At 41.4% G+C, this 20,235-nt stretch carries 18 protein-coding genes and 1 pseudogene; 12 read left to right on the plus strand and 7 right to left on the minus strand.

Annotated elements, in window-relative coordinates; genetic code table 11:
• The first annotated feature begins 113 nt into the window (after nucleotides 1-113).
• From CPT03_RS12065 to CPT03_RS12110, 11 genes and pseudogenes are all read left to right on the plus strand, one after another.
• Complete coding sequence (locus CPT03_RS12065; protein ID WP_172954173.1) at nucleotides 114-1,583, plus strand: 7TM-DISM domain-containing protein; 1,470 nt, start codon at nucleotides 114-116, stop codon at nucleotides 1,581-1,583.
• Nucleotides 1,580-2,224, plus strand: a complete 645-nt coding sequence (locus CPT03_RS12070; RefSeq protein ID WP_099439083.1) for a response regulator transcription factor — start codon at nucleotides 1,580-1,582, stop codon at nucleotides 2,222-2,224. The genes CPT03_RS12065 and CPT03_RS12070 overlap by 4 nt, the downstream gene beginning before the upstream one ends.
• A 3-nt stretch (nucleotides 2,225-2,227) precedes the next feature.
• A complete protein-coding gene (locus tag CPT03_RS12075) occupies nucleotides 2,228-4,030 on the plus strand; it encodes a 7TM diverse intracellular signaling domain-containing protein (RefSeq protein ID WP_099439084.1) in 1,803 nt (600 codons plus the stop codon).
• A gap of 135 nt (nucleotides 4,031-4,165) precedes the next feature.
• The gene (locus CPT03_RS12080) at nucleotides 4,166-4,846 is read left to right on the plus strand and encodes a hemerythrin domain-containing protein (protein WP_099439085.1); all 681 of its coding nucleotides are present in this window, start codon (nucleotides 4,166-4,168) and stop codon (nucleotides 4,844-4,846) included.
• 219 nt (nucleotides 4,847-5,065) lie between these two features.
• The gene (locus CPT03_RS12090; RefSeq protein ID WP_099439087.1) at nucleotides 5,066-6,313 is read left to right on the plus strand and encodes an OmpA family protein; all 1,248 of its coding nucleotides are present in this window, start codon (nucleotides 5,066-5,068) and stop codon (nucleotides 6,311-6,313) included.
• A 4-nt stretch (nucleotides 6,314-6,317) separates the two neighbouring features.
• On the plus strand, nucleotides 6,318-6,917 hold the full coding sequence (locus CPT03_RS23095) for a GIN domain-containing protein (protein ID WP_157766421.1): 600 nt from the start codon (nucleotides 6,318-6,320) through the stop codon (nucleotides 6,915-6,917).
• Complete coding sequence (locus tag CPT03_RS23250) at nucleotides 6,845-7,027, plus strand: GIN domain-containing protein (RefSeq protein WP_099439088.1); 183 nt, start codon at nucleotides 6,845-6,847, stop codon at nucleotides 7,025-7,027. The genes CPT03_RS23095 and CPT03_RS23250 overlap by 73 nt, the downstream gene beginning before the upstream one ends.
• A gap of 800 nt (nucleotides 7,028-7,827) precedes the next feature.
• Nucleotides 7,828-7,998 (plus strand): annotated as a pseudogene (locus CPT03_RS23385) (hypothetical protein); the annotation flags it as partial.
• Nucleotides 7,999-8,133: 135 nt separating this feature from the next.
• Complete coding sequence (locus CPT03_RS23100; protein ID WP_245869824.1) at nucleotides 8,134-8,787, plus strand: site-specific integrase; 654 nt, start codon at nucleotides 8,134-8,136, stop codon at nucleotides 8,785-8,787.
• A complete protein-coding gene (locus tag CPT03_RS12105; protein WP_099439090.1) occupies nucleotides 8,780-9,784 on the plus strand; it encodes a tyrosine-type recombinase/integrase in 1,005 nt (334 codons plus the stop codon). Before CPT03_RS23100 ends, CPT03_RS12105 begins: the two co-directional genes overlap by 8 nt.
• Nucleotides 9,771-10,799: a tyrosine-type recombinase/integrase gene (locus CPT03_RS12110; RefSeq protein ID WP_099439091.1), complete on the plus strand. Its 1,029-nt coding sequence runs from the start codon at nucleotides 9,771-9,773 to the stop codon at nucleotides 10,797-10,799. The genes CPT03_RS12105 and CPT03_RS12110 overlap by 14 nt, the downstream gene beginning before the upstream one ends.
• Here CPT03_RS12110 and CPT03_RS12115 read toward each other — a convergent pair.
• Complete coding sequence (locus CPT03_RS12115) at nucleotides 10,735-11,289, minus strand: ATP-binding protein (protein ID WP_172954174.1); 555 nt, start codon at nucleotides 11,287-11,289, stop codon at nucleotides 10,735-10,737. The genes CPT03_RS12110 and CPT03_RS12115 overlap by 65 nt on opposite strands.
• Nucleotides 11,290-11,298: 9 nt before the next feature.
• Here CPT03_RS12115 and CPT03_RS12120 point away from each other — a divergent pair, with 9 nt between their 5' ends.
• Nucleotides 11,299-12,534, plus strand: coding sequence for a recombinase family protein (locus tag CPT03_RS12120; RefSeq protein ID WP_099439093.1), 1,236 nt, complete (start codon nucleotides 11,299-11,301; stop codon nucleotides 12,532-12,534).
• Nucleotides 12,535-13,077: 543 nt separating this feature from the next.
• Here the strand turns inward: CPT03_RS12120 and CPT03_RS12125 are convergent.
• The 6 genes from CPT03_RS12125 to CPT03_RS12155 form a co-directional block, all read right to left on the minus strand.
• Complete coding sequence (locus tag CPT03_RS12125; RefSeq protein ID WP_099439094.1) at nucleotides 13,078-13,467, minus strand: lipocalin family protein; 390 nt, start codon at nucleotides 13,465-13,467, stop codon at nucleotides 13,078-13,080.
• A 654-nt stretch (nucleotides 13,468-14,121) separates the two neighbouring features.
• Nucleotides 14,122-14,505: a hypothetical protein gene (locus CPT03_RS12135; RefSeq protein WP_099439096.1), complete on the minus strand. Its 384-nt coding sequence runs from the start codon at nucleotides 14,503-14,505 to the stop codon at nucleotides 14,122-14,124.
• A 191-nt stretch (nucleotides 14,506-14,696) separates the two neighbouring features.
• Nucleotides 14,697-15,734, minus strand: coding sequence for a DUF5013 domain-containing protein (locus CPT03_RS12140; protein WP_157766422.1), 1,038 nt, complete (start codon nucleotides 15,732-15,734; stop codon nucleotides 14,697-14,699).
• A 74-nt stretch (nucleotides 15,735-15,808) separates the two neighbouring features.
• Nucleotides 15,809-16,843, minus strand: a complete 1,035-nt coding sequence (locus CPT03_RS12145; protein WP_157766423.1) for a DUF1735 domain-containing protein — start codon at nucleotides 16,841-16,843, stop codon at nucleotides 15,809-15,811.
• Between the two features lie 30 nt (nucleotides 16,844-16,873).
• On the minus strand, nucleotides 16,874-18,568 hold the full coding sequence (locus tag CPT03_RS12150) for a LamG-like jellyroll fold domain-containing protein (RefSeq protein ID WP_099439099.1): 1,695 nt from the start codon (nucleotides 18,566-18,568) through the stop codon (nucleotides 16,874-16,876).
• 39 nt (nucleotides 18,569-18,607) lie between these two features.
• On the minus strand, nucleotides 18,608-20,230 hold the full coding sequence (locus CPT03_RS12155) for a DUF5008 domain-containing protein (protein ID WP_099439100.1): 1,623 nt from the start codon (nucleotides 20,228-20,230) through the stop codon (nucleotides 18,608-18,610).
• Nucleotides 20,231-20,235: the final 5 nt, after the last annotated feature.

Genomic DNA, 20,235 nt, shown 5'->3' on the forward strand with positions numbered 1-20,235 from the left:
GATAAATAAGCGACATTAATCATATTTATAGGTACTACTACCCATTTTCAATCCATTGATCTTATTTATATTTGAACATGATTGTTAGGTGGATTATTTGTATACTTATCCTATTGGCATCTGGCTTAAAGGCTGCGCCAAAACGGATAGTGCTGCGCAATACAGAAGCCTTTTATAAAATCAAAGCTGCCCGCCTCAATCAAAATGCCCTTTGGATCAGCGTCACCCTAACCAACAATTCCAGCTCCAATGACTGGTACATCCAGGTGCCACCGCCCGTTAGCGAAGTAGATTTATATAGGAAGCTAAAAGACGGAGGCTTCCAACACCTGAGACTGAACAGCAAAACACCGTACACCAACCGCCCGGTAAAGGTGAATGGATTTATCCTCCCTTTGAAATTGCAGAAAGGGGAAAGCCGGCATTATTACCTGCGCATCAAAAACACCTATAAGCTCAAAATCCCGGTATATGCGGGCACGCTGGAAGCGATCTACGAAGAAGAGCATTTCAAAAATGTTGTCAACGGATTTATGTTTGGGGCTTTACTGGCCCTGATGATTTACAACCTCTATATCTACATTGCCATCAGGGATAAATCCTATCTATTTTATCTAGGGTATCTGTTTTTTAGCGTGATCTTTTTGCTGATCTGGAATGGTTACATTCAGGGGCAATTACTCAATATCCTGCTGCTGGCCCTCGCAATCTGGCTGCTCACAGTTTATGTCAATTCAAAGAAAGGCTACAAATCTTTGCTTTTTCACCTGGCTGCCTTTGCCTGCGTGCCCTTAAGCTATATACTATATGAAGGCTTTCATTCCTCTATGAGTATTCAGATGGGACTCTGCCTGCAATCGCTTGTACTCTCCTTTTCCCTGGCGGTAAAACTGAACGATTCAAAAAAGCAAACCATGCGCTTGCAAACCGAAATGCTGGAACAGACCGCAGGTTTCTCCAAAGAACTCCTCATTGCGCAGGAAAACGAAAAAGAAAGCATCGCTACTGAGCTCAGTAGCCGCATCGGACAGCAACTGGTACAGCTCAAAAATGAAATCTATATATTGGAAAAGCAAAGCAATGGTGGAAACCCTGACTTGTTTTATAGCATAACCCAGGACATTGGAAAGGCCATTGAAGAAGTCAGCAATGTATCGTTCTCGCTTACACCTTATCAAATGAATACACTAGGACTGAAGCGCTCCTTAGAACGTCTGGCAGAAGATATGTCCACTAATGCAAGTACAAAGATAGATTTGAATATAGATGATTTAGATCATTTGCTTGACAAAGAAGCTCAGATGAATCTGTACAGGATCGTACAGGAACTACTCAGTAACCTGATCAAACACGCAGGTGCAACCTTTTGCAGCATCCGAATCAAATCAGCTGCAAAACATTTACAATTGAACTACCAGGACAACGGAAAAGGATATCACACCCAAAACCCCTCCACAGGTTTAGGACTTTCAGGCATCAGGGAACGCTGCAAACTCCTGCATGCCGAGATAAAAATAAGCAGCAAACTCAGTGAAGGCACTAAAGTGTCCATCAAAATTCCAATTAAAACCATAGCCATATGAACGCAAAGACGACCATACTCATCGCAGACGATCACCCGATATTCCTAAAGGGCCTAAAAGAAGTCATAGAATCTGAACCCGGTTACGAGGTTATTTTCGAAGCTAAAAATGGCCTGGAAGCGCTGGCCATTGCCCGGACCCGTCACCCGATGGTGACCATACTGGATATAGACATGCCGGAAATGAACGGACTGGTCGCAGCCGAAGAGCTGATTAAACTCGTGCCGGAGGCTAACGTCATCCTGCTGACCATGCACAAGGCAAAAGACACCTTCCTGCGCGCGCTCGATGTTGGCGTTGCCGGATATGTGTTAAAAGAAAATGCGGTGGTTGATATCATACAGGCCATAGAGGCTGTAATGACGGGGAATTCCTACATTAGCCCTGAGATGAGTTCATTTTTACTCAGCCAGCGCAGAGCGGCAAACCATAATCCAACCGCCAATGAGCTGCTCAGCACACTGACGCCATCAGAAATGAAAATATTGAAACTGGTAGGCAGCTATAAAAGTACAAAAGCCATAGCCGATGAACTCTTCATCAGTGAAAAAACGGTTTCCAACCACCGGATGAATATCCTGAAAAAACTAAACTTAAATGGCAAAAACAGCTTGCTGCGTTTTGCCATCGAACAACGCTAAGAAATGAGCAAAGGGTTACTCAAAGTTTTACTATTGTTTCTCGTACTTTCCGGTATAAGAGAAAGTTATGCCCAGGATATTCTGCTGAAAGACAATACAAAAAGCTATGCGCTTAGCCATCCCTTGTTCCTGATTGATGCTGACAATACCATTAGCGCTGATCAACTGTCGGAAAAAAACTTTAAGCCCTCAAAGTTTCCCACCCTGTCCTTGGGAGCCACAACGGCATCGGTTTGGGTTAAAATCCGCATTCAAAACCAAAGCAATCAAACCGGCTGGCACATCCAGATCGACAGCCCGCCGGTATTGGAATCGGTTAGCGTATATCAGAAAAAGGACCGTGGCTTGTTTAAGATATTTGCAAGAACCGCCAACAAACCCAAAACCATAGGAGAGGTAAGGGTAAACAACCTGCTGATACCTATTTCCATTCCAATCCAAACAGCTTCAGAATTTTATATCAAAGCCAGCAGCAATAATATACTCAGGCTGCCAATTAAAGTCACTACCTTAAGGCAAGCCTTCGAACAGAGCTACCTGACAGATCTATTGAATGGAATTGTTTTTGGCATGCTGATCGCATTTGCCATTTACAACCTTTTTGTTTACATCATCACTAATGAACAGCCTTATCTTTATTATTTAGGCTATATATTTTTCTGGAGTCTGAACGTGTTTTTTTACAATGGCTTCCTGCCCGATATCCTGACTGAGCTCATCTGGTTAAACAGCGCAGGGACGATCATTTCCATAGCCAGCCTCCTGAGTGTCATTTTTACCAATTCTTTTTTGCAAACCAAAAAAAACAGTCCGTTTTTCTATAAAATCAGGGGGCTGATGTGCCTGCTTTCTATAGTGATTTTGCTGACTGATATTTTCTACAAAGGCGCCTATTCCTTTATGCTTGTACAATACCTGATGTACCCCTTTTTCATCTATTGGTTTGGAGCAGGCATTCAGAGTTTAAGAAAGGGCTACAAACCAGCCATCTATTTTATACTTGGATTCGGATCCCTCATGCTGGGCAACGCTGTGTACAACTTAAAAGACCTGGATATCCTGCCTGACAATCTGATTACCCGTACCAGTATGCATTGGGGAACACTGCTGGAAGCATTAATCCTGTCTTTCGCCCTGGCCAGCAGGCTCAACTTTTACAGGAAGCAGCAAGATCAGATTCAGCTGAAGACGATTGAAGAAAAAAGAGCATTTTTGAAAGAACTCCTTCAGCGGCAGGAACAGGAAAAAAAACGCATCGCCATGGAACTGCACGACAACATTGGCCAGCAGCTGATTTTGATTAAGAACAGGTCCTGGCGCCTGCAACAGCTCAGCGATGAGCCTATAAAGAATCTGGTTAGCCGTCCCATTGAACACATCGCAGCTACCATGGCTGAAGTACGTGGCATACTTCACCGGTTAAGACCATACCAAATGGACCTGCTGGGATTAACCCAGAGCATCCATGGCTTAATTACAGATACTTTTACCAATTATGATATCGAGCAGGGAAATACAGATGAAATCAACGCGTATTTCAATACAGACGAGTCCATGCACATCTTTAGGATCTTACAGCTGTTGACAGACAGTATTTTGGCCAGCAAGCCCGGCAAACAGATCCGCTATGCCATTAACCTTCACACTTCCAGTGTCGCTTTTAAGTTTGAAATACAAACCAGCCAGCAGATACTGAATGCTTCTCCTGATATTGAGAACAGACTGGAACTACTCAAAGGCAGCATCCATGTTCAAAAGACACAAAATGCTACCCAAATTACCGTAAACATCCCACTTACCCCTTAAAATAGGCAGTACTACCCAGATACTTGAATAGTATTCCCTATTCCCTGGCCTCCATTTCCAGCTTAATTTTGAATTGTATTTCAAACCTGCCGATCAGCAGCAGCGAAATCAAGCAAAATAAAATTAAGCTATACCATGGAAGAGATCAGATTTAACCTGTTTAAAAGCGTACATAAAGGATTAAGGGCATTGCTTGCCGATACACTTTTGCAACTTCAGCAGACCGATTTTTTAATCACCCAGCAGGCCGATAAAGGTATAGAACGCATCAAACTGGTTTTATTACAGCTGCACAGGCATACCAAATGGGAAGAGGATTATATTTTCCCGCAACTTGGAAACCAAAGCCAGAGCATGTCCAGCTTTTTTACCAATCAGCACTACCATACCGACTCCCTGACCCTTGAGCTAGACATCCTTATCTGCGGCTTTGAAGAAGCAAAATCAGGCCCGGAAAAAGAATTGCTGGGTGATAAGCTCCTGAATTCCTTTGTAGAATTCACCGCTTACAACTTCAATCACATGAACATGGAAGAACAGCTCATCAACCCCTTGCTATGGAATAATCACAGCGACAGTGAACTCCGGGCGTTACAATTGCTGCATATGGACCAGTCTACAAGCAAAAGTGAAGACGTTCTGGTGCAGTGGATGCTGATCCATAACACCAACAGGGAAATGTCCGGTTGGCTCAACAGCATGAATCAAAATAGAACATCCACCCAGTTTAACCTGGTATATGACCTGGCTCAAAAGGTCCTGGCACCGGAAAGACTGGAATCCATTAATTTATATATATACGGAAATGAAAATTAACAACCGGCTTATCCAATTCGCTGCGGGCGTTTTTTTCCTGCTCGCCTGCGTTTTGGTGTGGTTTACCCCACATCATAGCGACATCCTACATCAACCTTCCAGACTGAAAGTTAGCGCAGGTACCACAAATGAACACACAGCAGCAGGATATCAGGTCAGAAAAATCAGCCTGGAGATATCCCTGTTCACTAATCTTTTTTAAACAAACACAGCATAGACATGAAAAAATTAATCTTTATCTCGGCCTTACTGCTGGCCGGAAGCAATTTAATGGCCCAGGGCTTTTTAAACAAACTGAAACAAAAAGCAGAAGACATGGCCTCTAAAACCCTTGACAAAGCCATAGAGGGAAAAGACAAAAAGAATACCGAAGCGAACAATACTAGCCAATCAGGTATAAAAACTGAAAACAGCTCCGGTAGCAAGAACACCGCTTTGACCAGCACCACCGTCTACGACTTCGTTCCAGGATCTAAAGTATTGCTGGCAGACAACTTCGCTCAGGATGCTATTGGCCAGTTCCCCTTAAAATGGTACACCAGAAGTAAAGGCGAAATCGTTACTGTGAATAATGCCAAAGGTAACTGGCTGCGCGTATATCCAGGTACATTTGTAAGCCCGGTAGTGAACATCGGAGAGAATACCACTATTGAGTTTGACCTGATCATGAACTGGCCGAAGGCGGGTGGGTATATGGTACCGGCAATTGGTTTCGCCTTCTACGACCGGGGAAATAAAGGAGAAATTTTATCCTATGACTACCGCCTGAAAAATTGCCTGAAATTCACCATCGCACCCTACAGATCAGAAGCTGCAATACAACTGACCTCCTATGAGAACGTTGCAAAGAAACTAGAAAGCGACAAATACAAAGTGGCAAATTTCGAGAATAAGGTTGGCAGTCCAATCCATGTCGCCATCAGCATTCAAAAGGAAAGAGTAAGAATCTGGATAGATCAGGAAAAAGTATTTGACCTGCCACAGGCAGCTCCACTAAACGGCAATTTGAATCAGCTCAAAATTGACATGTCCACCTCCAATTACACCAATGAGCAATTGGGTTATTACGTATCAAATTTCAGGTTCGCAGAAGGAAGCTCAGACAAGCGCTCTAAACTTCTGACTACAGGAAAGCTGGAAACCAGCGGCATCCTGTTTGCCAGCAACTCCGCTGAAGTAAAATCTGATAACGAAGGCAGCATCAAAGAAGTAGCCGCAGCCATGACTGAAAACCCAGACCTGACTATCAAAATCATCGGACATACCGATGCAGTCGGCAAACCAGAGGCCAACCAGACCCTATCCAGCAAACGCGCCGAATCCGTTAAAAATGTCCTGGCAAAAACTTACCAGATCGATGCAAGCCGCATAGAAACCGAAGGCAAAGGCTCCAGCGCCCCCGTTACCTCGGACACCAGCGAAGCAGGCAATACCAAAAACAGAAGAGTAGAATTCATCAAACAATAAAACCATGATATATTTCAGCAATACCGCCAACAGCATTCACCAACCCAGGAAATCAAACCTCTTTATCCTGCCCCTGTTGCTCCTTTTGATCAGCAGCTGCAAAAAAGAGGAGATCAGCCCCAGCGGCAAGCAGATCACCGAAACCAGAAACCCGGGCACATTCCACAGCATCAGCACCAACAGCGCAGTAAACATCCACATCAGCCAGGGCGATACCCATTCGGTGTCCATCAAAGGATCAGACAACCTCATCCAACACTTCAACACCAACATCGTCAACAACGAACTGGTCCTGAGCTACAAACAAGGCAACATCCTATCCAACGACCTGGAAATCTGGTTGACCCTACCCAGCCTGGAAAAACTCAGTACCTCAGGAAGCGGAAACATAGAAATACTGGGCAACTTCAACGACCAGGAATCCTTCAACATCCGCAACACCGGCTCCGCCAATATACATTTATCGGCTCCATACGCAACAACCGCTTCAAATTCTACAACTCCGGAACCGGCTTCACAGACCTTTCAGCCATGTGGACAAACATCGCAGAATTCGACCTACCCGGAAGCGGAAACATTAAAATCAACGTACTGGAAGAATTAAAAGCAAAAATAACCGGCAGCGGAAACATCTACTACAGCGGCAATCCAACCATCATCTCCGACATCAAAGACAGCGGAAAACTCATCAAATTCAATATGCCCAATGACTAGAAAAACACATCAGCAGCTACAATGGCTGCTGATTTTCATCATCATCCTATTGATCGCACAAATGATGCGCTACTAAAAATAGCCTTTAAACACGACCTGCGACAAAAGTATTCAGGATCACCGCAAAGATAAAGCGCTTAACAACACATCCCGGTTTGCTTTCCAAATCGGGATGCTTTAATAAAAAAACTTATCATTCTGCGGTTCATTTTAAATCATCACGACATAGACGATTTCTAAAATTGCATAAACCTTATTACTTTAGGGTGGTGTACATTTCAACGCTTAAAACCCCTAATCATAAACATTTTCCTCTATCTTTTTTGGACGTATTTTCCGCATCGACTCGCCCTCCTTATGGAAAGCTTTCCATAAGGAGGGTTATGACCACAATATGGTTATGGAAACTTGATGACTGAGATTTGTCTAGGGAACTTAACTTTAGCGGTTTACAAAAACACTATCCATAACCCCTTTCCATAACTTTAATGTGAAACAATGCAGTTTCAACATTAAAAGTAAAAGTTATGGAAATTCAAAAGCTTATTGAGCAAGCCAATCGGCTTTTAATAGAAGCAAGGTATTCGAGTAGCAGAATCTACACCTATAATTGGTTGTGGAAGAAAGGCATCCTCGCGTATATGTTATCACGGGGTCTGTTGGACTATGAGGAGAGCATCGGCAATGATTTCGTGCTGACGTGCCATGATGGTTTCAGTGTTACACTCCATCATCGTGACATTGTCAAGAGTGTTGATGTATTAACCCGCGTGTTGTTGAACAACAATCTCGGAGGAAGAATGCATTGTGCGGTACAATTCCCATTAAGGGGTGAAATTGGGGAGGCCGCGAATCAGTACCTCGATTTTTTGAAATCCCGGCGTATTAACGAGAAGAAAACTCTCCAGCGTTACAAAAAGTCTATTAGCAACTTCATAGAATATCTGCTTGAGAATGGAATAAACAACCTTTCCGGCATAACTGAAGAGGCAATAACACAGTATGTTGAGAGCCGCGAACATCAACGGAAGGAATATATCGATAACACAAGGCGCTTTCTTTCGTTCCTTTTTCGGAAAAAGGTTCTTTCCAGGGACTTTTCACGTATGCTGAGCTCACTAGGCAATAGGTTCAAGCGCACGAAAGTTCCTTCGTTTTATTCCCAGGATGAAGTACGGAAGATAGAGCAATCGATATCCCTTTCGAACAATGTCGGCAAACGTAATTATGCAATGGTGTTATTGTGTTCCCGGCTTGGGCTCCGTGTATCTGATGTGTCCAATTTGAGCTTCAATAACATAGATTGGGAAAACAATAAAATAGCCCTTGTACAATATAAAACAGGAAATCCATTGACCCTGCCGCTGTTATCCGTAGTTGGCAATGCGATTATAGACTATCTACGGTATGCCCGTCCAAAGTCCATGTCCGAGAAGGTGTTCCTGAGCTGTCGGCCACCGTACAGGGAACTTGATGGTGGAGCCGTCCATTCTGCAATCCTTACTGTTTTTATGTCATCCGGAATAGATTTCGGGGACAGACACCGTGGAGGACATGCCCTAAGGTTCAGTCTGGCCCAAAGGATGCTGGATAAATCAACACCTATACCGATCATATCGGAAACTTTGGGCCATTCGAAAGCAGATACCACCAGAACCTATATACGGATTGACCTATCACATATGCTGGAATGCGTATTGGAAGTGCCGGAACCAAAGGATTACTTTTATATGCAGAAAGGGGGATGGCTCTATGACTAACCCGTTCAACTACCAAGGACCTCTTTCTCCATATATGAAAGCCCTTATCCGCATAAAAGAATCCTGCGGGTTCAATGTGATATCCACAAAGTGGACATACAAAGAGTTTGATGAGTTCACCGTTCATTACGGTCTAAGGGAACCTGTCATTACGAAAGATCTGATAGTTGCTTGGTCAACGTCCAGGATGAATGACTGTAGCAGGACATTCTATGGAAAATGTTCCAAACTGTCACAACTTGCCAGATATATGAATGAGCAGGGAGCTAAATCATATATAATGCCCTTGCCAAAATGTGTTAATGACCGTGGCTTTACGCCCTATATCTTCACGGAAGAGCAGATGCTGGCAATATTCCATGAATCTGATAGCCTATTGCGTGAAAGTCACAGGAAGGATGACCCGATCATATCGGTGCCCTGCTTGATCAGGCTTTTGTACAGTACGGGTATAAGGATCACGGAAGCCATTTCATTGAGGAACAAGGATGTGGACCTGGACAGGAATATCCTAAAAGTCGGAACGTGGAGCAGTACCAAAAATGGTGAAGAACGTTTGGTCCCGATATGTGACAGCCTAAAGGAAAATATCCTGAAATACCTGCATTATCGGAGCATGGTACCGGTAGAGGGCATATCTGCCCCTGACCACCCGTTCCTCATGAAATTAAACGGCACGGCACTATCATCTGCCAATGCCTACAACTGGTTTAGAAAGATATATACAAAATGTGGAATTGTATATAGGGGTGAACGCTTTGGCCCACGTGTACATGATCTTAGGCATACCATGGCAACACACTCTCTAGCGAAGATGGTAAAGGGTGGTATGGACATATATTCCGCCCTGCCTTTGTTGTCAGCTTGCCTTGGACACAGGTCCCTTCATTCCACTGAAGGGTATGTAAGACTCACCTGCCAAGAATACCCCGAATTATTGGATCAGTGCACCACTCTCAATGACTTTATATATCCTAAAAACGATGGCAACGAATAACATAGCAAAGTATATTACAGCATTCTTGGGAGAATATCTCCCCCACGAACGGAATGTTAGTCCAAATACGATATCTGCATACCGTGATTCTTTTGTCTCCTTCTTTTCATTCCTGAGGGACGAGCAACAACTAAAGGTCGAGAAGGTGACATTGTCGGACATTAACAGAGACAATGTACTGGAATATCTGCGATGGCTGGTTGAGAAGAATGGTAATAGCATTGCAACCCGTAACAACAGATTGGCAGCGATACATTCCTTTGTGTCGTATCTTCAATATGACAGCATAGAGTATCTGGATCAATGGCAAAGAATCTTGGCAATCAGAAATCTGAAAAAAATGCATCCAACTCCAGTACACTATACAAAAGAAGGAGTAAAACTGCTACTGGCGCAGCCGGATTATACAAACAACAGGGAACTGAGACACGTGGCTATACTTGCGCTGATGTATGACACGGGTTGTCGGGTACAGGAATTGGCAGACCTTACAATAGAATCATTGCAGATACAGTATACACCATTCTCTATCAAGGTGTATGGGAAAGGACGAAAAGTGAGGATAGTACCTATCTCAGAACATGTAGTTGAAATACTCATGAAATATATGGACCGGTACAATATTGATTGCGGGATAAATATGAAAAGACCTATCTTCTGGAATAGTGCCGGTAAAAAACTTACCAGAGCGGGAATCACTTATATCCTGAAAAAATATGCAGATATGGCCCGGGCACACAATCCTCACCTTATACCTGATGTAACTAGTTGTCACCAGCTAAGGCACAGCCGGGCGATGCATCTGTTGCAATCCGGCGTAAATCTTATTTGGATCAGGGACTTGCTGGGCCACACTTCCATCCAGACCACAGAGGTTTATGCCAGAGCAGATTCTAAACAAAAAAGAGAGGCAATAGAAAGGGCATCAGAATGTCTTACTCCTTCTATACCTAATGGAGAATGGGTTGATAACAGAAACTTGATAACTTGGCTGAAAGAGTTCGGTAAAAGGTGATTATTATGGAAAGTCTAAATGTAAAGTAATAACGCAATAGATTATTTATCCTTATATCTTGCAATGGACTTTCCATAACCATATTGTGGTCATAACCAATGGCATCAATGCGGTGGGCATTGTGCACAATCCGGTCTAAGATGGCATCCGCAATCGTTTTATCACCTATCATATCAAACCAGGCGCTTACCGGCAACTGAGAAGTAATAATCAGCGACATCTGCTCATGCCTGTCTTCAATGATCTCCATGAGCATCGCCCTGGAGGGGGCATCCAAAGGATGCAAACCAAAATCATCCAAGATCAGCAATTCGGATCGCTCAATTTTCAACATCTCCTTGGTATAACTGTTATCGGCCTTCGCCTGCTTCAATCTGGTGAACAACTTAGGGGTACTCCAATACAGCACCTTATACTCGTTCGCACAGGCCTGATGTCCCAAAGCTGAAGCAATATAACTTTTACCGATGCCGGTGGGGCCAGTAATCAAAACATTCTCATGCTTATCAATACCGTCGGAAAAATCATCTATGAAGATTATTCCGCCAAAACCTTCATGCGCCCCGAATGGAGCCAGCTGGTCAACGAGATCAAAAAAACAAAAGGCAAAAATCTCAATTTCATCATCTTCACCAAATGGGATCGGTTCAGCAGGAACACCATGGACGGATACAACATGATTAACTTTCTAACTGGCTATGGCATCATCCCCATTGCGATTGAACAGCCACTCGACTTAACAGTACCGGAACAAAAACTCATGCTGGCCGTTTACCTACCCATGCCCGAAGTCGAGAATGACCGGCGAGGACTAAATGTAAAGTATGGCATGAGAAGGGCCAGAAAAGGAGGCCGCTGGATGGGGCCAGCGCTACCAGGCTATAAAAACAAGGTCAGAGAGAATGGGGTGAAATACATCGCACCCGACGGATTACAAGCCAAACTTATGACCTGGGTATTTGAGTCCATCGCAAAAGACATCTACCCTACTGAACACATCTGGGCGCTCGCTAAACGCCAAGGATTAAAATGCAGCAGGGTCAGCTTCTGGAACGCCGTTCGCAATCCCTGCTACTGCGGTAAAATCATCGTACCTAAGTTTGGCGATGAAGACATGCATTTGGTAGCCGGATTGCATGAACCATTGGTATCAGAAAAAATATTCTATCAGGCACAGGATGCCATGGATGGCAGGAAAAGAAATCAGTATGTAAAAGTCCGGGCACCAGAAGACCTTTCACTCAGGGGCTTCCTGATCTGCCACAAATGTGGCCGCATCTTAACAGGAAGCGCTTCACAGGGCAGGCATCAACTTTATTACTACTACCATTGCAAAAGACCATGTAACGTCAGATTCAGATGTGATGCAGTCAACCATTATTTTGAAGGCTTTCTCAAAAATTTTGTCCCCAGGCCGGGTATGGCTCAACTGTTCAGGCAAGTCGTATGCGATACCTATGATGACAGTGCCAGCTTCCTTGAAAACGATAGGTCTACCTTCATTAAGAAAATCACAGATTACAACCTTAGGATCACCAGGGCACGTGAATTACTGCTCAACGACACGATCTCCTCAGATGAATATAAACAACTTAAAAACGAAGCAGAAGAAGGCATTTTGAGAGCTGAAGCTGAGATTAAAGAATTGGATCAAAAAATACAATTAGACCGGGATATCTATGCCGCAGTGGACGAATCATTAGAAAGCCTTAAAACCTATCCAAATTATTTTTAGAGGCCGATATTGAAGGACGGCAATATATTGTTGGTTCGATTTTCCCTGAAAAAATTCGTTTTTGACGGAGCGATAAATCGAACCGCCCCGATGAACCTGACCTTCCGTCTTATCTATCACATTAACAACAGCTTACAAGCCAAAAAAAAGGAGTTAGCTCTCGTAAAAGAACTAACTCCAGTTTAGTACTCTATGCCATATTGAGATCGAAAAAATTTAAAGAAGATTTAATCAAAATAGCCAAATTACCTATTCGTAAAGAAGTCATGGATCGTATTCAATCTAAAGGGCAGCAGTAATTATAATTTAAGCAATCAACTATGAATTTAATAAGAGTAAAAGATGACCTCTCCTTTACTCTTATCTATTACATTTCATCCTTATTTGAAAACTAAATTAATTCGGCCACCAATTTCTTCTATGAAATACGTAATCCGAAATAATAAGATTGTCTTTTTAATTAAAGTCAATCCATTATCAGTCTAGTTTTCTCCATTTGCAGATTGCTGACTTTGCATTAGTGGGTTACTTGGCAGCTAACTTTTACTGTTTTTTATAAGAAATCGTTAACGCCCTATCTTTTAATTCCAACTCTTTGTCAGTCAATTTGATAATTTCATATTTGGTCGTGTCCAAACTAGATGAACCATTGCCAATACTTTCAGCCACCAAAATCAATTTACCATCCTCTTTCCACCATTTTTTATAGACCAATGTTGCCATATTAATGGATTTTGCTGTTCCATCATTACTAATTGTAACCCCTTGAACTTCATTCTTGTTAATGGGATTGGGCTCAACCCATGAACCTATTAACAGGTTCTTGTTATTTTCTGTTTCATATTGTCCATCACCCTGTGCATTTTGCTTGGATGTTTGGGTACATGAGGTAACTACTACCAGCATTACACCTAATAGGGCATTTCTCTTCATAGTTTCGTTATTCTATTTTTAATTAATGTTAATTAGAATTTACTTCGTATAGCTTATTTGCATACTGTTGTGGAGATTTCCTTAATTCAGGCTTTTCCTTGTTCCTTTAAGGGCGATTGGGGCCATCAATTGTCTTCTTTTCATTTATTTATCTTTAAAGAGTTTTATGGAATAGTATTAAAAAATATTTGTTTGGTTACTTGATTACCCTATTATAAAGTGTATGTCATCTGTGAGGCAGCTCTTCACCGTTCTCTCAATCTATACCCGGCCTGTGTCAATATTCTATCCAACAGAATAAGGCTGCCTGGGCCAATGCTTCTGATTATCTTCAATTGGTTTAAAGTATATCTTTCGACAAAAAACACTATTGAGACATCTTCAGTAGACGAAAATGGTAATTTCCTATCACTTTTTTCGGATTCCAAAAATAATCGAACTGCATCAATTATCCTGTTGGTAGCATGCCTTCGTAGCAATTCCAATATACTGCTATTAACATCACTGGCGATTGGGGCGTTTAAACTATTTTTTTCATCCGGTCCCTCCTTTCGAATTTGTCGGTGAAAAATATTGACTTTTTCTAGAGCATCCAGAAATTCATCATAACTAATCTTATCCATTGGTAAACTTTATAAATACACACAATAATCATTAATACCAACATTGACAGAGCCTGGACTTACTTGTGTCAAAAATGCCATGCAATGTTTCTGTATTCAGGATGGTCCCATTCTCGACCTTCCATTCAGCATCTGGCAACGCATGCCAGCTATTAAGATTTTTATGATTAAACAAGTGGCGCCAACCGCGGGACTGTTTTATTGGATCTTTGACAACTGAAAGTTTACCATTTAACCTTGATGGTATAGGTTTCTCTTTTTCACCAACTGTAATATCCCAAAGGCCGCGTAAATTTTTCGGACTCAGTTCTGTTTTAACCCTTACATACCTGGTTTTTCCTGAAGCCAATAATGATTCAGCAGAATCTGGCTTCAGGAAACTGCTCGTGTCAAATAAAAAGAGATTTTTATGCATAATTTTCTGTTAACAACATGAATACTGTTTTTTTAATTAATCAGTGCTTGAGGAGCCTTTTACCTCAGCACTTAGGGAGTAAAGAAATTAAAGAGGCTATTAAAACTAAAAGGCGGTCAATAGCCCTTTAAGCAATCAATTCTGAATTTAATAAGGGTAAAAGAACAGTCATCTTTTACCCTTATAGCATCCTACTTATCCAATTCGTAAAGCTTGATATAGGTAAGCTTAAAAGTTTGATCACTCTGAATCATTGTAGATACAAAACCAAAAGTTACATTAGATGGTGTGGCCACTTTAAAATTGGTAGTAAAATTAAGTGGAGCATTCCCGTTAGATTTGGTATAACCTAAAACATCTGGATTGCTCTCCACCTTATCAACATCCGGTATTTCATTGCCTTTTGCAATAACGGTATAAAACTGATCTTTGAATTGATAATCATGGAAAAAGAGCGTATAAAAATACTCACCTACGGGAAGTGGAAGTAAAGCAGTCTGTTGTATCTTACCATTTACAATATCAGGTTCCCCACCCCAAGATTCCATAGACATACTATTTCCTTCCCATTCGTCCCAGCTGCCCATGCCACCATCACGTTGTCTCACTGCAGCATTCACTCTCCAATTAGCAACAACACCCCATCTGCTACCGAATCGTTCTGAAGTAGCAAATTTAGGCCCGACATTAAGCAAGTACTTAGATGTTACATCAACCACCGTTCCATTACTTGTTACCAATTTTTTCACTGTAAATACCGAACCTTTTTCTGTTGTTACAGTAAGCTTAGCGGTATATAATTTACCGGGGCCATACTCTTTAATTGGAGCTGCTACTGTAGTTGAATCTGAGTCATCCCCAAAATTCCAGGATAAACTTTTCACCTTTACATTTGCTGATTTCACACTAAACTTAACTTTGTTACTACCTTGACTTTCAGCTATAAAATTTATGGCCTTATCAGGGACGATCATCACACGCATCACCTTTTTCGCTATTGATCCATCCTCTGATATCGCTGATAGGTTAACGTCAAAAGTATCTGCCCTAGCAAATACGTGACTTGGAGCAATTTCAGTAGAAATACCGTCATCTCCAAAGCGCCATTCAAGTCTCTTATAATTCTTCGAGTTATTCTTGAAGTCGAAGGTGAATGCATCGTCCCCTGGAACGACTTCAAAATCAACAAGTGGTGGATTTCCTTCGGTCGGTCCAGGTACTATGTCCATATTTTTAACACAAGAAGTAAAAATAATTGTGCTTAATAGTAACGTAAAAAGTTTGTTCATACTATTTTTCTTTCTCATGAGTTGAATTTTCTATTTAGTACATTAAACTGGGGTTTATTAAGTAAGGGTAACCATATTGTATATTTATTTGCAGCAATGATACTGGCGGGATCAATCAACAAGACAACGGTCCTGTTAACCGGATCCACAACATGCTTGCTACTACCAGTTAACTGAACCACCAATGCGATTTTATTATTTCTGTATTTCAACAATGTTTCTGAAGGAATGGTGAGGTCTAATTTACCTGTACTACTGATTTGATCTACTGTTACCTGAGCGGGCATTTCAAACTCTCCTGTCTTCATCATCACTGCATTTTGAGGAATAACCCCTTTTGATTTCAGGACTGCAACAGTATCACTATTAATAGCTACATCAACGGTAAAGGATCTCGAGGGTACCCCCGATAGGGATACATCTAGAGGGATACCAATTGAAGCTACGCTTGGCAAATAATTACTTGTTCCTGAAACTTCCAATTTGCCCCCACCTCCATTTTTAATTGAGATTGCATGCATTTCGGTGGCTGATATAATTCCCCTTGGGTCTATAGAAATGATCCCAATGTTTTTTTCCTCGTTGATGGTATTGCCTTTGGTAACCTCGCTCAATTTCAATGCGAAAGCTACTTTTTTACTGGTAAAATAAAATTTTTCCAAGTCAGAGACACTTACTAGTACATCAAATACGGCATTAGTTGAGCCGAAAGGTATGACCACTGTTTCCGGGATAAATATTGATTCTACTGGCATGGCCAATGTATTTGGCAGTAAATCTCCAGTAATTGCATTGGTAATTGCATCCCCATCCAGCTCCAAATGTGCATCAAAAGCCTGAGTTGCGCTACCGGAAAGCTGAATCTCAACCGGTATCCTCACAACCTCTACATCTTTTTTTATTTGTCCTGTTTGTCCCTTTATAGAAACATTTGTTGAAGCACCTTTCTTACTTGCAAAGTTCTCCAGTTCATCCTGTTTACAAGATTGTAAAAAGATGATTAATATTAGAACAAGGCATTTATAAATATTACTGTTTTGTTTCTTCATTATCTTACATTTAATATATCCTACATTCATTTATTGATCCTGCCATATACGTCCGTCTAATGACCAGCTTTCCTGCCTTGGTATCCTTAACCAAGTATAAATTTGAGCGGGGATATCAACAGTACCAGGTACTAATTGTGATAAATCTGTAGCCGGTGGCGAGCAAATCAGTTCGCTAAGATTTTGCCAGGCTACGGTTCCGTCCTGAAGGATAAGATCATTTTTTGCAAGACCTTCATCTTTAAAATGGTTTCCTGAAGCATCCATCATAGGCCAATAGCTAATCAGATAATCATAATAAGGATGCCCGGGGTCAACATAGGTATCACAGGCAAATTGTTGAATCTTATCATCAGGAATGGCAGCTTTCCAGATTTTAACATCGCTTATGTTACCATCCATAGATCCATTACTAGAAAATTTCCCTAAGGTTAGCGGAAAATTATTATCAAAGCTTCCTAAATCCGTAATTTCTGATTCCGTATTAAACTTTCCATTGGTAAAAGTTCGGATGTAACGTTTTCCATTTTTATTTACACAAACCAGCGCAATAGAGTTCCATGTACCCATAGGTATATTGGCTCCTTTTACTTGTCGGGTTACATTTTTACTACCTCTTGCATTTAGCATCCAATAAGGTCCCTCTAAAAAAATGTTCCATCCAATATCGCCATGGGTCCAGTCTCTTCGTTTCCCAATCATACTTGGATAATAAAAATTAAGAACATTCTTTCTCACTTTTAACTCTATTGTAAATTCTGAATCACCAAAATTATAAAGAGAGTTGTCAGCAGCAGTATTTAGCGCCTTTAGATCCCCTGAGAACTTCACAAAGTTTCCGGGGAATTTATTACCTAAATAAGGCTTGGTCAGAATCTTCGTTGTATATTCCGAGGTATTGAAAATGGTAAAGGTGTTTATTTCCGTATTGCTAAAAACTGTATTATCATTTTCACTATCCGGCAAATGGAACATTCCGCCTTTATTTGATGAAATCACAACAAGCCATTTCTCCGATTTATAATTTGGCCGGTTTTTTAAGGCCGTAAGCATTTCGCCTACATAACCATCAAATTTCAGAATAGCTGTTTTGTAGGCAGGAAAAGACAAATCGTAGCCTGAGGTTTTTCCAGCGTCATCTACGCCGGAAAACTGTGCAACTATAAGGCTTGATTCATCTTTTTCCAAATCATTGACCACTGCTGATTTAACAGCAGCATCATCGCTAAGCTGTAAACTAGAAGTTGCATCAGCAGAAAGCTTTGAATTCAGTAATAAAGAACTGGTATATACAGTAGTTCTTAGTGCAGGATCCATTTCTTTAATCCGTTTGAACAATACAGGATAGTCTGATAAGTGATTGGCAGAAAAATCATCTGACTTTACGCCATGTTTCGCCGCTTTCACTCCCGTTAGCATAGTTGTATAACTAGCTGCATTGGTAGTTGCATCAACATCAGAAAACCCATTCCAGGTATAAATGGAAGTAGGCAATAAGCTATTAATGTTTGCTGCCTGTGCGTTACGTACGGAAATACCCCTAGCTCCGTCGACAATAATGTAGAGGACTTTAGGTTTACTATAAGCAACATTAGCAGAATCTGTGTATTCCCTTTCCGGTATCATCCGGTCGAAAGGAGAATTGCAGGCCCCCAGTATACTCAGAAGACCTATGCAGAGCCAGGATAACTTCATGATTTTAGTATTATGATATCTTGTTTTCATTTTTTATACTTTTATAGCGTTTAGATACAACTGACCAGGTTACTCCAGTACTACCCGAATAATATTATTGACAGGTTCATTATTGAATCGATCAAAAGATCCAATTAGCAACAATGCCCTTTTATTGTCATCAGATTTGGTTTCAATGACATCATTAAGTGATCCCTGGAATAATCCTGTCGCATTATAGCCCGGAGCCAATTCTCCTTTACTGTTTAAGATCATAAACCCATTTCTGGCGACCTCATTGTAAGTATTAAAGTATCCGCATGCGACGATTAAACCATCATTAAGCTGTTTTGCAAAACTCACTCCCGGCCCATTAAATTTCTTAGGAACAAAACTCTCATCTAAAGATCCATCTGATTTTAGCAATGCCAGATATTCACATGGTTTACCATTATAAGTTCTAAACAGCCCGGTAATCACATAGCGGTCAAGGAGACTGTTATAAGTCGCAGTGTACACAGAATTGTCTGGTCCTAATCCCGGCTTGAAGGTTTCGTCAATAGTTCCATCCGCATTTAGCCTAATGATATTAGCTGCTGAATTTCCATCAAAACTATTGAACCTTCCATATATCATTACCTTACCGAGATTTTTAGCATCGGTATGAATTATACTGCGTGTAGGTCCATTTGCCGCTTTTAACCCCTCATTGGCAGACACATTAAACCGATAGGTTTTATCCAGTGTACCGTCAGCATTAAGCCTTAGGATCTGAGGCATCCTGATGCTATCCAGAAGAACAGTATCTTTTTGTCTTTGCCTATTTGGCTGATCGTATCTGCGACTGATAAAAAACTCGAATCCTCCGGTAGCCACTACCTTATCGTCGGGTTGTTTATAGACCTGGTAAATAGCTCTATCTGTTCCGGCGTTCAATCTAGGAACGTATTTAACTGTATCCATTTGATCCGATCTCCTAAAGGGATGTATCCCTATGGTATCAATAGAGCCATTTTTATTCAGCATCGTGAGGTTACTAATGTTTTCCTTACGTTGATCATAACCACTAAAACCGCCAGCGATCAGGTATTTCCCTTTGTATTCAATGATGGAATTGATCACACCATTTGCACCTTTACCACTACGTAAAGTAGGATCATAAGAAAAATCGCCAAAAATGCTGGCGATGCGATTGATTGGTCTAATCGCGCCTTTGTTATTATAATTGGTAAAACCACCAACGATCAATCGTTTACCGTCTATAAGATCAAGTATTTGCATAACCGGCCCATTTGTTCCATTGGGCACTTTAAATGTAGGGTCAGGGTTAACCAATCCATTTACCTTAAATGTGGGGCCAAAAACAATTACATCGCCAACCGCAACAGAAAGAACTCCGGTACTTGCAGACTCCGGAACTTTCACTTTAATATGGCTTTCTGTAATCTCTAATATTTCCGCCTTTTCTCCATTAAACATGAATAAGAGCTGGTCCTTATAAGGAATCATCCCGGTAGCCTCTACAGTGACCTCTGTTCCAGCCCCACCATCTGAAGGTTGAGGTGACTTAACACGGTCCATTTTAATTCCTAAATCCTCTGTACTTACAGGATAAGGTTCTGAGAACTGATCGGCTGCTTTTTTGCAGGAACTTAAAGCCAGCAGTAAAAACAAGCCCTTTAATATTGATCTATTTATTTGTTGTATGTTCATTTCCT

It is taken from the genome of Pedobacter ginsengisoli, assembly GCF_002736205.1.
GTDB lineage: Bacteria > Bacteroidota > Bacteroidia > Sphingobacteriales > Sphingobacteriaceae > Pedobacter > Pedobacter ginsengisoli_A.

Bases quoted from the DNA above. Each gene is read 5' to 3' on its own strand.
- CPT03_RS12070 (WP_099439083.1), top strand. From the start codon at position 1,580: ATGAACGCAAAGACGACCATACTCATCGCAGACGATCACCCGATATTC.
- CPT03_RS12075 (WP_099439084.1), top strand. From the start codon at position 2,228: ATGAGCAAAGGGTTACTCAAAGTTTTACTATTGTTTCTCGTACTTTCC.
- CPT03_RS12080 (WP_099439085.1), top strand. From the start codon at position 4,166: ATGGAAGAGATCAGATTTAACCTGTTTAAAAGCGTACATAAAGGATTA.
- CPT03_RS12090 (WP_099439087.1), top strand. From the start codon at position 5,066: ATGAAAAAATTAATCTTTATCTCGGCCTTACTGCTGGCCGGAAGCAAT.
- CPT03_RS23095 (WP_157766421.1), top strand. From the start codon at position 6,318: ATGATATATTTCAGCAATACCGCCAACAGCATTCACCAACCCAGGAAA.
- CPT03_RS23250 (WP_099439088.1), top strand. From the start codon at position 6,845: ATGTGGACAAACATCGCAGAATTCGACCTACCCGGAAGCGGAAACATT.
- CPT03_RS23100 (WP_245869824.1), top strand. From the start codon at position 8,134: ATGCTGAGCTCACTAGGCAATAGGTTCAAGCGCACGAAAGTTCCTTCG.
- CPT03_RS12105 (WP_099439090.1), top strand. From the start codon at position 8,780: ATGACTAACCCGTTCAACTACCAAGGACCTCTTTCTCCATATATGAAA.
- CPT03_RS12110 (WP_099439091.1), top strand. From the start codon at position 9,771: ATGGCAACGAATAACATAGCAAAGTATATTACAGCATTCTTGGGAGAA.
- CPT03_RS12120 (WP_099439093.1), top strand. From the start codon at position 11,299: ATGCTTATCAATACCGTCGGAAAAATCATCTATGAAGATTATTCCGCC.
- CPT03_RS12125 (WP_099439094.1), bottom strand. From the start codon at position 13,467: ATGAAGAGAAATGCCCTATTAGGTGTAATGCTGGTAGTAGTTACCTCA.
- CPT03_RS12135 (WP_099439096.1), bottom strand. From the start codon at position 14,505: ATGCATAAAAATCTCTTTTTATTTGACACGAGCAGTTTCCTGAAGCCA.
- CPT03_RS12140 (WP_157766422.1), bottom strand. From the start codon at position 15,734: ATGGACATAGTACCTGGACCGACCGAAGGAAATCCACCACTTGTTGAT.
- CPT03_RS12145 (WP_157766423.1), bottom strand. From the start codon at position 16,843: ATGAAGAAACAAAACAGTAATATTTATAAATGCCTTGTTCTAATATTA.
- CPT03_RS12150 (WP_099439099.1), bottom strand. From the start codon at position 18,568: ATGAAAACAAGATATCATAATACTAAAATCATGAAGTTATCCTGGCTC.
- CPT03_RS12155 (WP_099439100.1), bottom strand. From the start codon at position 20,230: ATGAACATACAACAAATAAATAGATCAATATTAAAGGGCTTGTTTTTA.